12 protein-coding genes and 1 pseudogene are annotated in these 15547 nt (G+C 63.5%); 7 read left to right on the top strand and 6 right to left on the bottom strand.

Annotated elements, in window-relative coordinates; translation table 11 throughout:
• A partial coding sequence (locus U9980_RS09020) for an ABC transporter substrate-binding protein (protein ID WP_322767509.1) occupies positions 1–487 on the top strand: 487 nt, incomplete at its 5' end.
• Positions 488–626: 139 nt separating this feature from the next.
• A complete protein-coding gene (locus U9980_RS09015) occupies positions 627–1088 on the top strand; it encodes an ATP-binding protein (RefSeq protein ID WP_322767508.1) in 462 nt (153 codons plus the stop codon).
• Between the two features lie 44 nt (positions 1089–1132).
• On the opposite strand, the gene U9980_RS09010 is transcribed toward U9980_RS09015, so the two are convergent.
• Entirely contained in the window at positions 1133–1516 is a 384-nt protein-coding gene (locus tag U9980_RS09010) for a transposase (protein ID WP_322767507.1), read from the bottom strand.
• Between the two features lie 526 nt (positions 1517–2042).
• Between U9980_RS09010 and U9980_RS09005 the strand changes: the two genes are divergently transcribed.
• The 5 genes from U9980_RS09005 (at position 2043) to lepB (ending at position 8271) form a co-directional block, all read left to right on the top strand.
• Complete coding sequence (locus tag U9980_RS09005) at positions 2043–2786, top strand: DUF4360 domain-containing protein (RefSeq protein WP_322767506.1); 744 nt, start codon at positions 2043–2045, stop codon at positions 2784–2786.
• Between the two features lie 998 nt (positions 2787–3784).
• Positions 3785–4960 carry a fibronectin type III domain-containing protein gene (locus tag U9980_RS09000; protein ID WP_322767505.1) on the top strand — a complete coding sequence of 392 codons (1176 nt, stop codon included), beginning with the start codon at positions 3785–3787 and terminating at the stop codon, positions 4958–4960.
• Between the two features lie 211 nt (positions 4961–5171).
• The gene (locus U9980_RS08995; protein WP_322767504.1) at positions 5172–6080 is read left to right on the top strand and encodes a helix-turn-helix transcriptional regulator; all 909 of its coding nucleotides are present in this window, start codon (positions 5172–5174) and stop codon (positions 6078–6080) included.
• A 751-nt stretch (positions 6081–6831) separates the two neighbouring features.
• Positions 6832–7560, top strand: coding sequence for a CAP domain-containing protein (locus U9980_RS08990; protein ID WP_322767503.1), 729 nt, complete (start codon positions 6832–6834; stop codon positions 7558–7560).
• Positions 7561–8271, top strand: coding sequence for a signal peptidase I (lepB, locus tag U9980_RS08985; protein WP_322767502.1), 711 nt, complete (start codon positions 7561–7563; stop codon positions 8269–8271). It abuts the gene before it with no gap.
• Between the two features lie 197 nt (positions 8272–8468).
• Here the strand turns inward: lepB and U9980_RS08980 are convergent, their stop codons facing one another.
• The 5 genes and pseudogenes from U9980_RS08980 to U9980_RS08960 form a co-directional block, all read right to left on the bottom strand.
• A complete protein-coding gene (locus U9980_RS08980; protein ID WP_322767501.1) occupies positions 8469–9227 on the bottom strand; it encodes a pectate lyase in 759 nt (252 codons plus the stop codon).
• A 354-nt stretch (positions 9228–9581) separates the two neighbouring features.
• A complete protein-coding gene (locus tag U9980_RS08975) occupies positions 9582–11174 on the bottom strand; it encodes a glycoside hydrolase family 30 protein (protein ID WP_322767500.1) in 1593 nt (530 codons plus the stop codon).
• A gap of 116 nt (positions 11175–11290) precedes the next feature.
• Entirely contained in the window at positions 11291–12586 is a 1296-nt protein-coding gene (locus tag U9980_RS08970) for an acyltransferase (RefSeq protein WP_322767499.1), read from the bottom strand.
• 239 nt (positions 12587–12825) lie between these two features.
• Entirely contained in the window at positions 12826–14943 is a 2118-nt protein-coding gene (locus U9980_RS08965; RefSeq protein WP_322767498.1) for a glycosyltransferase family 2 protein, read from the bottom strand.
• 322 nt (positions 14944–15265) lie between these two features.
• Positions 15266–15547: pseudogene (locus U9980_RS08960) on the bottom strand (sugar ABC transporter ATP-binding protein); the annotation flags it as partial.

The following is a 15547-nucleotide window of genomic DNA, read 5'->3' as shown; positions in this document are numbered from 1 at the left end:
GCTTTCAGCTGCCGAACAGCAGCTCGGTGTCACCGTACGGGTGACCCTCGGCGCGCCGACCCTGCGAAGCCCCAATCGCCCGGGCACCCCCAACGCCGACATGAAAAACACGTTCCTGTTCAGCGACCTGCTCCCGTTCGACCTGAACAGCCCTGGACAGCAGGCCTACCTGGCCGCCATGGCCCGCTACGCGCCGCACATCCAGCCCGCGGACCAGAACACCGCCGTCCAGGGCTGGATCCTCGCCGACCTGTTGATCAATGGTTTGCGTGCCTCGGGGCCCTGCCCGACCCGGACCGGCTTCATGATCGGCTTGCGGAGCCTGGCCGACTACACCGCGAAAGGGCTGCTGGCCAGCCGCATCGACCTTTACCGGAACGCGGGCGGCGAAACCAACCGATGCCTGGTCTTCCTCCAGGTCACACCGGCCGGCTTCGTCGCGCAACAACCCGTCCCTCGCTGCGGCTCCCAGCTTCCCGCCGGTTAGTCCCCCGACCCCTCCGGGAGCCCTGATGGCCGCCACCACGCCCAGATCGCCGGTCAACACTTGTTGCCGTTGCCGTTGCCGGATTCGGCTTCAGCGGGTCCTGGTACTGCTCTGAATCTGCCAACCGGGGTGACTACAGATGACCTTCAGGATTCTCACTGTCAGAGGAAAAGGGTCTTCACGCAACTCCCCACCGGAGCGGAGTCAGTTAACTATACAACTACCAGCGGTCCCGCAGTCGGCGGCGAAAGCACGCGCTGCGCTCGCTGAAATGCTTCTGCGTATGCAACTGGCCGATCTGGTGGATGACGCCTCCCTCCTCGTCAGCGAAATGGTCACCAATGCGATCATCCATGGCTCTGGTGATCAAATCCTTCGAGCCGATTTCACCGCGGGTCGACTTCGCGTGACCGTCGACGACCAGAACAGCACCCTGATTTCTCGCCAAAGCGACACACGCGAGGAGGATGAGCGTGGCCGGGGGTTGATGTTGGTGGACGCCCTCGCCCACGCCTGGGGTGTTGAGGCTATGCCGACCGGTAAACGAGTGTGGTTCGAACTATATGTTACGGAGAAACTGCCGCCCCCCTGTCAAGAATAGAAAACCGGCTCTATCATAGTTGGCCGGAATCCGTGTTCGGCCGATTACACGACCCGAAGATGTGTGATGACGTGCGGTAGCCGGTCGGGGCAGGTCGAGCGGGAGGCGGTGTAGCGGGCGCGGCGCTGCTGGTTGGTGACGTTACGCAGGGCGAAGGCGGCCCGGTAGACGAGCGTGGCCAGGCGGTTGATCCCCTCGGCGGCTGCGTTGGACAGGCCGTGGAGGAGAGCGTTCGCGATCTCGACGCACCAGGTGGAGATCGTCTCTGCGAGGGTGGCGAGTGTGGTCAGGATCTTCCCGCGGCCGTGGCGGCGCCGCAGCCGCGTCGGCCTGGTCGGCGACCCGCACGACGCCACCGTGCGCGGTGTGCCAGCTCGCACCCGGCAGGCCCAGTAACCCGGCCAGCGCACACCCGTACCCTCAACCACGACGCACCCGTCCCCTGGCGATCACTATCCCTAGACAAGACGCGATCATTCCAGGCAGGCGGGTGCGTCCCCTTCTACGCCCTTCGACCGGTAACGTTTCGTCACCACGTCACGATCGCAGGCGGTCAGCGACTAGCGTCTCGTGATGCTCCATCCTCTATGTGGCCGCAGTGTCGATCAGGCTTCTGCCCAGCGTAAATAACTTAGCGTAACGAAAATTGACCCATCACGAGACACGAGACACGAGATCCAGCGAACTGCGAAGAGCCCAATTATGGCGCAGCCCTGAAATCGGTCCGGTGGCCAGCGGGTTATCGAGGATCCCGACGCAGAGCGAATGCAGCGGTTCGGCGTCGGACGTCACCTGGGACGCCGTCCGACCAGGCCGTGTCGGATCCTAGCCACGTCTGTTTCCGGGCGGGATCCGCCTATTGCCGAAGCACACGCGACCTTTCAAGCTGGCATAGCCGCGACGGTGAAGCGGCAACCGAATGTATCTCGGTGACGACAAAATGGAGGTTTTCAAATGTCATTCAGTGAAGCCGCAATCGACTATCCGAGAGCCGAGGGGCCGCAGGCTGGTAAGCGAAAGCCTGGCGTACGTATCCTCCTGCTCGCTCTGATCGCCGCGCTGGCTGCGACCCTTGTGACTGTCCTTCTGCCGAAGGGTACGTCGCATGCAGCCACATTCAGCGATCTTGTTCCTGCACCAGCGGATCCGGTTACCATTGATGTGAAAAGCGCGAACGGATCCGGTTGCCCCAGCAACACGGCCAATGTCGCCATGTCAGAGGACAACACCGCCTTCACGGTGACCTACAGCGACTTCCTCGCCCAGACGGGCGTCGGCGCGAAACCCACAGATTTTCGCAAGAACTGCCAGCTGAACCTGCTTGTGCACGTTCCGCAGGGCTTCACCTACGCGATCGCCCAGGCCGACTATCGCGGCTTTGCGTCCCTGGCGAATGGTGCGAACGGTCAGTTCAAAGCCAACTACTACTTCCAGGGCATGTCCGAAACGCTGTCCAGTGGACAGACGTTCAAGGGAAGCTATTCGGACAACTGGCAAACGACCGATAAATTCAATATGGCGGCTCTGGTCTTCAAGCCCTGCGGCGACGACCGCAACTTCAATATCAACAACGAGCTGCGCGTGAATGCCGGCACATCCGACAAGTCGAAGACGACGAGCTTCATGAGCATGGACTCGACGGACGTCGCCATCAGCACCATCTTCCGCCTCCAATGGGCGAAGTGCCCGACGTCCTGACGGCCGCCGGGTCGGCGTTCCGCAGGCTTTCCCCGACACATCCGTGGTGATCTCGAAAATATGACAGATTGACCGTCACGGAGCTTCTCGTCATCAGATGTCGGATGACGAGAAGCTCCGTGAATTTGTGCGGCGGCGGAGTGCGAAGTTGACGAGGCAAGCACGTTGGCGGCCAGTCCTTAGCGGACCCTCCTGGACGGCAGCTGTGGTAGCGGGCGGTCGACGGTGGAGCGGACCGACGTCGGCGCGACAGGCTCGGACCTGCCCGTGCAGGTGCTCGATGGAGCGAGACGGTGGCGAGGCCGACCGCCCTGGCCCGCGGGTAGGCCGGCGCAGCACCAGAACGGCATGCTGGCGGCAGGTCATCTCGGCTGTCGTCGCAGGTGTGCCGCGCCGGGTCCGTTCCTCAGCCAAAGAACTCTCCAGAAGAACAATGGTTTCCCTATGCTAGAACAACAGATACTACGTATGCCATATCGTCCTGGCTTAACATCTTCTTCTCCTTAACGGGATCTGTTCTTCCCGCCGGAGCCTTGGGCACCGGGGCGGTGTCGACTTCGACCTACGGGACCCAGCAGGGAACATCTTGCGCAAATGGGTATGTGGCGATACCTTCCGATCTATGACACTGGATGCGGATGATGCCAGCGCAGCATTACGGCCGAACCGGGCCGCACGCCGACCGCGAACCCGCCCCACCCCATACCGATTCCTCGCTACGGCTCACGGCAGTGCGTCGTACACAAGCATTGGCCGTGCGGGGGGCTCCCCCGCCCCTGCGATCCTGCGGTGAGTGTGGGGACTCACCGCAGGATGCCCTCCGGATTGCGGTGCCGCTTCCATGATCGTAACTAGAGATCAATACCGTCCCGCGCCCGGTAACGACAGCCTGGATCAGCTATCGGGGGGTCGCCGGTTCAGACCAACATCAAGAAATTGGTCGACAACAGCGGGAAGTAAATAGACTTGAATCGGACCACTAGGGATGGTGACGCAGCATGATGGTCGATCACGCATCGCGGAAACCTCGCAGCTCCGAGAAGCTCCTCTTTCCTGTCGTCGGAGTGGTCACCGGGCTGCTGACATTTGCGGGACTACAGTTTTTATGGCCGCTCAAAGCCGCGGCACCGAAGGCATCGGAGACGATTGCCACCGCCGCCCCGACCCAGCAGCCACAAAAATCCGGTCCGCTGCCCGTTCTAGACCTCAGGACAGATACCGGCAACGGCGCGGTAACCGTTTCCTGGACTATTTCTTCTGGCGTACAGGGATCATATATAACGAAAGCCATACCCGAAGACAAGAAATTGGAAACACGTGAATGTACCACACTGGCTCGGTCGTGCGTCATCGACGGTCTCACCAACGGTGCATCTTACACGATTGAAGTGCGCAGCGAGGACAACGAACGAGCGCTGTCTGCTCCACGACTGTCCCAAGCGATGCCCCATCCCGACATTCTGGCCTCAGAGTCGTCCGCGCTATGGCTCGACGCGAACGACACGTCGACCGTCGGGGACTCCGCTGCCGAGCCCGGAAGCCCCGTTTCAAAGTGGCGTGACAAATCCGGTCGAGGCTATGTGGCGGCCCAGACCGAGCCGCCCGCCCAGCCGTTGGTAACGACACTGGGAAAGCTCCGCGCGCTGAAGTTCTCGGGAAACCAGAACTTGACCTTCGGTGACAGCCGGCTGCCGTCGGGATCTGAGCCAAGCACCCTCTTCGTGGTCGCGCGCCTCGACGACCCCAACGCCGCCGCCTCTTGTTTTGAACATCTTCTGGCTTGGGGTTCAGCTCAACCCGGCGGCGCGAGGATCGTCTATAAGGGATGCTCCACACCGATGGGGTACGTCGAAACCTACGACACTAATAAAACCATGCAACCGACGAAAGAGTGGCCGGTCGGGAAGATGGCCTTGCTGTCTGCGACTGTCACGAAGGCCGGTATCGGCGTCCGGATGAACGGCTCGCCGAGTTACTCCTGGGCGACCCCGAGCGACGTCCAGACCAATACGGCACCACGCCAGACCGTCATGGTGGGTGGGGCTCCGTGGTGGAAAACACAGGCCGGATGGGTTGGCTCGATCGGCGAATTAGTCGTCCTGTCCGGAGAGATCAGCACGGGCCAGCAGGCAGAGGTGGAGCAGTACCTGATTCGCAAGTGGAGCATCTCGTAAGTCAAAACATGTCGCTGTACCCGAACCCAGTAGAAGGGCTTTAGTCGTGCTGCTTACCGATCAGGATCAGCCATCGCTAGCCTTGACGCAGACGGTTATGGTGCCCAGAAGCCGCTACAATCGTGAGTCGCTCACGGCCCATGCGAAGAGTCTGTACCGATCCATTCTGCAGCTAGGCGGAATACGGTGCGACGAACTGTCGTCGTTGGCGATGGCGCCGCAGGTAGACCTCCAGCTCGCCGTTCACGAACTGACAAATTTGGGCTTGATCCACTCGGCAGACGGCTGGATGACCGTGGTTCCCTACCATCGGGCCGTAGACGCGATCCTGTCGGAACAGGCCCGGATCATCGGACAAGCGGCGGAGTGCGGCCGGGAAGCTCAGCGCCGGCTGCAGATACTGATCCGAGAAAGCACGTGGCTGGGCGGTGACAGCGCTGGGACGGTGCTGGCGACTTCGGTTGGTGAAGAGGATGCCGCCAGGTACGCATCCGGGCCTAGTGCCCGTCCGCGCGCGAGCCTGGCCGCCATACACCCCGGGGCACGCTTCAGCCACGAAGTGCTGGACAACTCTGTCAGGCGCGCAGAAGAGGATCTTTCCGCGGGGATACGGCTGCGGGTGGTGCACCAGTCAGCGGCGCTGTCGCATCCGCGATTCGCCGAGTATCTGCACCGGCTCGAACAGCTGGGGGGCCAGGTCAGGCTACGCGACAACCTGCCCTTCCGCCTCATTGTCATTGATGGGGAATTGGCCGTCTGCTGCCTACAGTGGCAGGATGGTCTCACCGAGACCCTGCTATTGCAGGGTGCCCGCATGCTCTGTCTGCTCGGTCAGCTGTTCGAAACGATCTGGGTGGACTCGGTTCCGCTCGGCATGGCTCCGGATGGTTGCTCAGCGGCAGCCGAGATGGAAGACACCGGACCTGTGCCGGCGTTGACCAGTCAACACAAGGCGATCGTGCGGTACTTGGCCGATGGGGCAACCGATCGGGCGATAGCCCACTCCCTCGGTATCACCACACGCACCGTGACCCGCCGAATCAACGAGATCTACCAGGCGCTGGGTGCGCAAAGCCGCTTCCAGGCCGGCGCGACAGCCCGGCGAATCGGTATCATATGATATGATATGTAACTGATCATATGGCAATTTCTCGAAGGCGAGGCAATCATGACCGCCCCGTACTCCGCTCACGAGAAACGACATCGACACGATGCGCAGCCGGAATTTCCTTCCTGGTCGGCGCTGCTTAATGCGTCCGATATCCCGGATGAACCGCGTCCGCTGTCCCGATCGGCCGCCGCTGCCGGTGACGACCTGTGGAGCGCGCCGAGTTCGGTGCTTCCGATCAATAGTGACCTGTTGGAAGATGAGCTGCTCGCTTCGTTGGGACCGATGGCCACGAGCGGCGCTGGGCGCAGAGGTAGCGCGAGCGGCACGTCACCCGCCGGGACGCAGACCGACCCGGACAAGCATGATCCTCCTCCGGGTCCTGGAGCCGGTCGCCCGCGGCGCCGGTCGACCGGCTTAGCTCTGTTCGTCGCGGTATTGGTCCTCATCGGTCTGGGTCTCTTGGCTCAGCAGCTCGATGCACCCGCGGAGTCGGACGGCCCGACCAACGGCAGCCAGCCGGTAACGATTCGGATTGATCCACTACCGTCAGTCTCCCTGCGCCCGATCCCACGCATCTCCAGCGGGGTCGACACGGTGACCGAGGGATCACCTGAGTGCCCCATGCGATTGAGGCCTGACCCGCAGGCCACGCAGACAGCCTCTTCAGGCGGGCTCCAGTGCTTCTTCATCGGATAGATCCCCTGCGCTGACTACCGTGCGTCCGGTTGACGCCAGGTGTGGAGCAGAAAGTGAGATCTCGGTGACGCTTCACGGCAAGTCCCGGTTCTACCGGCGTGGACCGCTCCTCATCGCGATGGTCGCCACCATACTTGCGCTGGCACCGCTGCTCGTCCTGCTTCGTTCGACTCTCATACCGTCATGGACACACGCCCAGCTGGACCCGGCTGGGAAGCCGCAACCTTCAATCAGTATTTCGACCTCGCCCAATATTCCTACCTGCGAGGCCGGACAAGGCTGCGCCCGTGGCGAGGCGACGACCACACCGCAGCCCAACGCATCCAACGTGCAGATCAACGCTTCCAACGTGCAGCCCACGTTCTCCGAAGCGGAGCCCACAGCGACCGATGACGAGGCCCGCCTGGTCGACCTGGTCAATGCCGAACGAGAACGCGCCGGCTGTCCTGTGCTCCAACTCAACGACCGGCTGAGGGCGAGCGCCCGCGCGCACGCCGCTGACATGGCCAGCAGGGTATTCATCGGCCAGATCAATCCCGACCATGAGGGACCGGATGCCCGCGCCCGAAAGAATGGCTATTGGGGCAACGTCATCGAGGTTATCGGGGCCGGTCTCCCGACAGTGGACGAGGTCTTCGTCCAGTGGACCGACCTGCAAAACCCTGCGGCCCGGAAGATCCACACGAAGTGGACCGACTGTAGCTGGGTGAGCGCCGGGATCGCGTACAACCCCGGGAGGGTCAAGCCGACGTTCCGCGAGGGGATCTGGGTGCTGGACCTGGGAGACACGTAGTTGGCCACACGACACAGCCAGCGGGCGACCGTGACCCGCAACCGCGACTCGCCACGTCATGCCCGGGTCAATGCCCAGGAGCCGCGCGGCTCGACGTTGTTCCGGAAAACCCTCGTGGAAGCGAGCCTCATCGTAGTCTGTGTCCTAATATTCCAGCTCACTCTTCGAACTTTCGCCGTGCAGCTCTATTCGGTGCCGTCGGTCTCGATGGAGAACACGCTCAAGGTTGGCGACGTCCTGGTGGTCAGCAAACTGAGTCCCAGGTTCACCGCGCTGAATCGCGGCGACATCGTGGTGTTCCGGGATCCCGGCGGATGGCTTAGTCCGGAAAGTCGGCGCAAAAAAACGCTGGCGTCGGCCGCCAACTCGGTGTTGGTCTTTGTCGGACTCGTTCCGAAGGACTCGGGCGAGCATCTGGTAAAACGAGTGATCGGATTCGCCGGCGACGTGGTGGCTTGCGACGCTGAGGGTGCGCTGACGGTGAACAAGATACTCGTCGACGAGCCCTATCTCTTTCCGGGAGACCCAGCGTGTTCCTCCCCGTTTCAGGTCACTGTCACCGCTGGCAGCATCTGGGTAATGGGCGACCACAGATCGAGATCAGCTGATTCCCGCTACCACCTGAAAAGGAATGACGGCGGGGTTCCGGTCGCCAGTGTAATCGGGCGAGTCGTCGCCGTCTCGAACAAAGGCAAATTCAGCTGGCTGTGACGGACCCATCGCATCGGTTTTCCCGATGCATCGAGCCGAACTCGGCGACGATTAGATGGAGCGTCGTTTACCCTTGCGCACACCACATCCAGCGGGCGTCCAGGGATTTAAAAAGCCCTTGCCCGCGGTCTGCGTGCGGGCAAGGGCGAGAGACTTGCTGGTGATTGTCCGGCAGGCCGGAGGTCTTCAACTGGCGGTTAGCGGTAGGTAATGTCCGACGGGGAGTAGCGACAGTTGGTCCCGTCGGCGCCGTTGCCGATCTTCACCGGTTCGTCGCCCGAATCGTTGCCCTTGTACCGTTCGCAGATGTTGATTTTCCTCCCGCTGTCACCGATGATCGTGATGCCCGACAGTGTGGCGGTGTCGCCGTAGTTTGCGTTCACCCTGACGAGCGCCTTCGCTGGTGCCGTCACGGTGACATTTTCGATGATGATGGTGCGCTGGAACTGTGTCGAGCAGTTGCCACAAGATCGGATCAGCGCTCCGATGTCCGCTGCCTGGAAGTTCCGGATAATCATAGTGCCCTGTATGTTGTGCTGAAACACCTTGTCCCGGGCGTGGCGAGCGCCGCCTCCTTCGACCGTCATCGTCGAAGACCGCGAGGTGCCCCTGAAGGTCGCCGCATCCTCGCCGACGTCCTCCCACCAGACGTTGCGCAGAGTGCAGCTTCCGCTGCAATGGATGCCGTCACCAGCCGGGGCGCCGATGATCACATTCTGGATGGTGCCGCCGTCAGCCACCTTGAACACGGGATCCTGGTCCTCGCTCTGGCCGCCGTCGCCGATGCCCTTGTAGCGGCGCAGCTTGCCGTCGAAGGTGCCGGAGACCGCGATGGTGCTGGTGACATTTTCCTCACCGGTGGCCATCGGCCAGGCTAAAAGCTTTGCCGGATACTCTGCCGCGGCCGCCGTCGGCGCCGGAGCGCAGCCGGCGAGGGCCATCGCAGTGCCGAGCACAGCCACAACGAACAGTGTCGCCGCGCCCTTCGGCGCCTTTCGGAAGCGGCTGCGCCGCGGCCCTGACGCCGACTCCTCCGTCTGCGCAGGATTCATCCGAATTCTCCTTCGGGTTCGCGGTCGTGTGCAGAATTTCACTCGCACCCGCCCCGTGCGAAGAGCAAAGAAGCGTCTGTTTTCGCACATTTCCTTATGTAGACGGCGGTGTCAGGCGTTTCCAGGGAAGGCCCGGCTGTTCACGGCCGACACGAGCCTCCGGGCAACCGGATATCAACCCATGTGAGGAAGAATAATCTTATAAAATCCCTTAATTACCTTGCTGGTTCCATGTCACCGTCCGGTTGCGCCATTACGTCACCGCACCTGGAGATCGCCGAGCGAGCCTCCCGACGGGCTCCAGCGAATCGCGGAGACCGCCTTCGCCGGCAGGGCGACGTCGAAGGCCGGCCCTCCGTCATTCACCGTCATGACGACTTCGCTGTTCCGCTCATTGCGGACCAGCAGCGAGCGTTGGCCGTCCGGCGCCACGAATCCCACGACGGGTAGATTGTCGGCCGAAACCGTCACCGCAACGCGCACGGCGCCCCGTGGTGCCGCGCGGGACGCCAACGCCAGCAGATCGTACTCCAGCGACCGGGTGACCGATCCCGGTTCGGAGTCCCCCGGTGTGATAGTCAGGATGCCGCGGCAATCGGCGCATCCACCGAGGTGCGGGCCGCCTGCGGGGTCGAGCGCGAGGTTCCACAACAGGGCGCCGCGGGCCCAGTCGTGCACCGTGCCGATCAGAATGCTTGCCAGCCATCCGAAGCCGTCCGAGGCCGAGGAGTGCCAGGCGCCGGCCGAACACTCGGACAACCAGACCCCTTTGTCGGGGAACCGCGCCTGCACCTGGGATTGGGTCGAGGGGCTGCCCCGATAGCAGTGCCAGGCAATGCCGGCCACGTACCGGTTCGCGGCACTGTCGGAAAGGAGCTCCATCGGAAAATCCGCATTATCCCAATTGTGGTCGTAGCCGACGATGAGGGTCTGGAGCCCGGCGGTGGCGAACGCCGGTCCCAGCTGGTCGGCGATAAAGCCGATCTGCTCGGATACGGACATCGTCATGGACGGATACGACTCGTCTGCGTGACCGGGTTCATTCTGGACGGTCACCGCCGCGACCGGGATCCCCCGCGCGGCGTACGCCTCCACGAAACGCACGAAGTAACGAGCCCATACGTTCGCATACTCCGGCCGCAGCGACCCGCCTCGCAGGCTTCCCGTCGTCTTCATCCAGGCGGGCGCGCTCCACGGGGTCGCCACGACCCGGACCTGCGGATTGATCGCCAGAATCTCCCGCAGCACGGGTATCACGGTGGCGTCGTCGTGTACGACCGAGAACCGTTCCAGCCCGGGATCGGTCTGGCCGGACGCCAGGTCGTCATAGGTGTAATGGGTGCGAGCGAAGTCGCTCGCACCCATGGGTACCCGCACAAGCGACAGGCCGGCTCCTGCGACGGGATCGAACAGGCTGCGGAGTACGGCGTCACGCTGCGCAGTTGGGAGCCCATGCAACAGTACGGCGGACGACTCAGTCAGCGCGGCACCGAAGCCGTCGATCGTTTGGAACCGCTTCGCGGGGTCGACGGTCGCCGTCACCGCCCGCTCCGCCAGCGCCTCGGCCCGTATCGAATCGGTGAACGCGACCCGGGACGCACCGAGGGCCGCCAGCCGCACCTCACCCGGCACCGTCATCCACCCGAACGTGCCCCGCACCGCATCCAGGGGCGACGGGGACGCGATCGCCGGACCGCCTACTGCGGCGTCCGGCACGCTTCTGATCGTGCCGGACGCGGTAGCCGCGGGGACTTCCGTCGCCGACGGAGGGAGCCGAGATCCTCCGCCCGGCTCGGTACCACCGTTCGGCAGCAGTTCGACGGTCAGCGCGAAGGCGACCAACAGCAGCATCCCGATTGCCGCAAAGATCTTGGTCCAACTTGACCACCGAGGACGGCGTGCCCCGGCGCGCCGCCGCCGCTCCGGTCCCCGGCCCGCTCTGCCGACCCACGACCGCCAACGGCTGTTCACCGCGTGCGGTTCGCGCAGCGGCCTCGACCCGACGCTCCTTCCGCCAGAGGCACGGGCATGGCGGTGGGGGGTCCAAGCGGTGCCGGCTCAGGGCCATGGCGCAGCTTCTCCAGGAGGATCGACAGCCGGCGGGCCGGGCGCTCCAGAACGACGTAGCTGATCATCCCGCCGAGGATGCCGCTCACCACCAGCACGACAGCCACCCACGGAAAGGCCGCTGGTGCGTGGCTGACCAGCCCGTACCGGTCAAGGACCAACAGCAGGATCGGCTCGTGCCAGAGGTACACGCTGTAACTGATAACGCCGAGAAAAACGAAGACGCGTACGGCGAAAAACCGCCGCCAAAGCGAGGTCCGTGGCCCCAGGACCGAACCTGCGAGCAGCAGGGCAAAGCCTGTCGAGTTCAAAAAATAGTACGCCTCGAGCGAAGCGCCGCTGTGCCCTCGGACCATCGACCCAAGAACCACGATCGCGGCGGCGAAGAGGCGCAGGACAACCGCGGACCTCGCGGAGATCGGCCGGTGGCGGAAGCGCCAGAGATAAAGGATTGCCAGAACCATGCCGAACCCGAAGTCTTTGGCATGGTTCTGCGGAGAGAACCAGTACGCCCACTGGTCGGGCAGCGCCCTGGCCACGCGGACGGCGTACCACGCCCAGCCAGCCGAGACCGCGACCAATACCACCGCCGGTATGCAGAGCAGGCGCCATCGGTGTGCCGACGGGAGCCGACGGTGCTTTTTCCGCGCCAACCAGGCGGCGACGCCGGCGAGATAAACGTAGAAAAAAACCTCGACAGCCAGCGACCAGGCGGGGCCGATTGTGTAAAAGATTCTCTTGCTGTCGAAGACGTGGGTGAAGGTCAGGTGCTCGACGAGGTCGCGCCAGTCGCCGGGCAGGCCCGGATTACGCGTCGCCCATACGACGAGGAGCGCCGTGTAATAGAGGGGGAGAATTCGAAGCCCACGGCGGATCATGATCTCCCGGGGCGAACGCCGGCCCTGGCCGGTCTTCACCCAGTTCACGATCGGCATGTACAGCAGGAATCCTGAGATCAGAAAAAACCAACTTACCATCCCGTCGGAGGCGCCGATGATCTTACCCAGGAGCTGGCCGTCGTAGGGCGTGACACCACCGCCGCGACAGAACTGGTAGGCATGAAAAATCATCACTATCATCACTGCCAGGCCACGGAAACCGGAAAGATCGACCAACTCGTTCCGATTGTCCTCGCCCGTCTCTTTCCCGGGCAGGCGGGCGGTTACCGCCTTATGGCTTCCTGCCGAACTCGGCACCGGATCCCGGCCGGGCTCCGGGTGGACCGACGCAGGCCGCCTCGGTGACGGGACCGGTGGTGCTGACGGAACCGGTGGTGCTGACGGAACCGGTGGTGCTGACGGAACCGGTGGTGGTGACGGCCAGCCCGCCCGGTGGTCAACGAGGTCAAACGGAGCCACGTAAGCTAACGGAGCCACGTAAACTAAGGGTGTGCGCTGCACCGACGCGAAGTCCTGCGGCTCTCCGTGCGACGAGGTCACGGCCCCGCCTCCACGCGCGGCGGGGTACCGCAACCTTCGACTTGGCCAGAGGCCCCAGCCTGGCCGGCCGGATTCGGCTGAGCGCCGGCATCACGTGGGGTCACATGCCATTCGCGTTCTCGCAGTAGTTCCTTGACCGGAGCCAGCCGCGCGATGACGTTCTTGAACTCGCTGTATGCGATGTTCGCCAGGCAGAACATGACGAACCAGCTGCGGTGCCGGCGGATCGTGGGATCAGCGAGCGCATAGGCGAACAGGGCCTGAACAGGACCGGCCATCGCCGAGAACAGTGCGGCAAGCACGTAGAGCGACACGTTCACCCGGAAGCCATGTCCCGCGTCCCGATGGAACAAGCTGAACAGAACCAGCGGAATGATCTGCGGGGAGAGCCATGGGTAGATCTCCCGCCAGCCGAGCAGCCAGGCCAGACCGAGCTTCTGCCGTAAGGTGAGTGCCGGCGACCCGATGGCCTTCCACAGATGCCGGCGGGATGCCTGCATCCAGCCCTGCGCCCACCGCATTCGCTGCCGCCACAGCGCCTGAAACGTCGTCGGAGCAAGTTCGTAGGAGACGAGCGCAGGGTCGGCGACGATCAGCCCGCCCGAGATGACGGTGCGCAGGCTCGCGTCGATGTCTTCGGTGAGCATCGACCCGCGCATCCGGGTCTGGTGGAGCAGGCCTGTCCGCCAGAAGCCGTTGGATCCACCGAAAATCCCGAATTCGTACATCATCGCGCGGCCGGGATGGCTTACCGCATAGATCGACTCGAACTCCACGGCGACAAGCCGGCTGATCCAGGACGCGCCTCCGTTCCGGATCACGCAGTGTCCCTGCACGACGGCGGCACCGTGCGACAGCCAGCGCCATGCCCGTTCGAAGGCGTCCGGCGCCGGATGATGGTCGGCGTCGAAAACCCCGACGAAGTCCCCGGTCACGACCGACAGCGCCGCATTGACGTTCTGTGCCTTGGAGGTGCTTTCCGGCACATGCAGAGCGACGAACCTGGGCTCGCGCTCGGCGATGAGCGCGAGCGCGTCCTCGATCGGCAGGCCTCTGGGGGTATTGTAGGCAAGAATTATTCGCAGCGGACCCGGATAATCCAGCCGGAGGAACGCCCTTACGGTGTCGAGGATCGTGGCGGACTCGTTCGGAAGGTAGGCGGCGATGATCGCAGTCGCGGCCGGGTACGGCGTGGCCGGGGTGTCCGGGCACATCCTCGGCTCGAGCGCCGCCAACTGCTCCAGGTAGATCATCAGGGCGGTGCCTGCCATGGCAATGACCAACACGGTGAATGCGACGCCCGTGGGATCGACACCCACCTCGTACAGCGCAGTATAGATCGCGAACGGAACGCCCAGGCAGAGCGCGGTCGAGATGACGATCTGCCCGCCGGTGGACAGCCGCAGCGTTTCGCGCGGCCGGCGACGCCGCTCTGATCGCCCGCCACTGCGGCGCTCCATCCACGGCTGGTAGGACACGGGGTCCATGTCGAGCCGTCGGGCGGCGACATCCGCCGCCAGCCGAGCGCACCGAAGAGCGTTGACGTCGTCGACGGAATCGGCTGCCACAACATAGCCGGGAAGGGGGGTGACCTGTAGAATCTCCCCGTCAACGACAAATTCCGCACGGGCTACCGTACGCACGATTTCATCGAACGCCGCCTCGGCTGATCGTCCGCCCCGCACTGGCAGCACGACAATCAGTTCACCTGGGCGACCCTGCCCGACGCTGACGCCCCGCCACCGGTACAGCTCACCCGCCCGGGCTGCCACTTGGGCAAGCAAAGACATACACCCTTCCCCGCCGAGACGGCTCCGCAGCCGGCTGAACTCAGCAATGTAAAAAACGCCGACCACCCAGGCCTTGGCGGTCGGCCGGAGGCTTCCGCGAGCCAGCCGGACGGTCTCGAACGCCCGGTCATCGTGATGGAGGTGCCAGCGCTGGGGCGCACCGGTCACCCGCCGCCGGCCGGACTGCCGTGGGACGATGATGTCCCCCGTTCTCAGACTCACCTCCGGCTGGTACTCGGGCGACGGAAATGCCGTCTTGATTTCGTTCGCCCCACCCGGAGGCGCCGGGTCGCCCATGAAGGTGCCAGAAATATATTCGACCATCGAAGCACTCCCGTCAGAGCAGTCTGATGCGGATACACGAGTCGTCCTTCCAGAAAGCATCTCGGGGTGCGATGGAGAGTGAACTCCGATCGCATGCCACCCGGGAATTTCCCCTCCCCGGTTCGTTCAGCTTTGCGGCCCTTGCGGATGACCGACAGATTGGGACAGAACGTCGTCTTTCAGCAATGACCCGGCTTGTCTACGAACGGACATGGCTGTAACAGGACAGGACGAACCGTGCATAGCGTGATCGCATACATGCAGAAAGTAGTCGAATTACCTGGAAAGGGAGATCACCGCAAGCGACTTCGCCGAAAATGCTTTACCGGCGGATCTCGTGAGTCAGTGCGGCAAGTTCGTCCCCACCGGCCATCTCCCGGGTCAGGTCGTCCAGACCGATCTCCGACCGCTTGCAGTCCAGCCGCATCCGGCCCCGGTTGAGCAGGATGAAGTGGTCACCGACAAGGTAGGCGTGGTGCGGGTTATGCGTGATGAAGACAACCCCGAATCCGGCGTCCCGGGCGGCCGCGATGTATTTCAGCACCACCCCGGACTGCTTGACGCCGAGGGCCGCCGTCGGCTCGTCGAGGATCAGCACCCTGGC

The sequence above is a fragment of the Protofrankia sp. Cr1 genome (assembly GCF_963555865.1).
Classification (GTDB): Bacteria; Actinomycetota; Actinomycetes; order Frankiales; family Frankiaceae; genus Protofrankia.
Note: the sequence above shows the minus strand (reverse complement) of the source record. Positions and strands in the feature narration are given on the sequence as shown.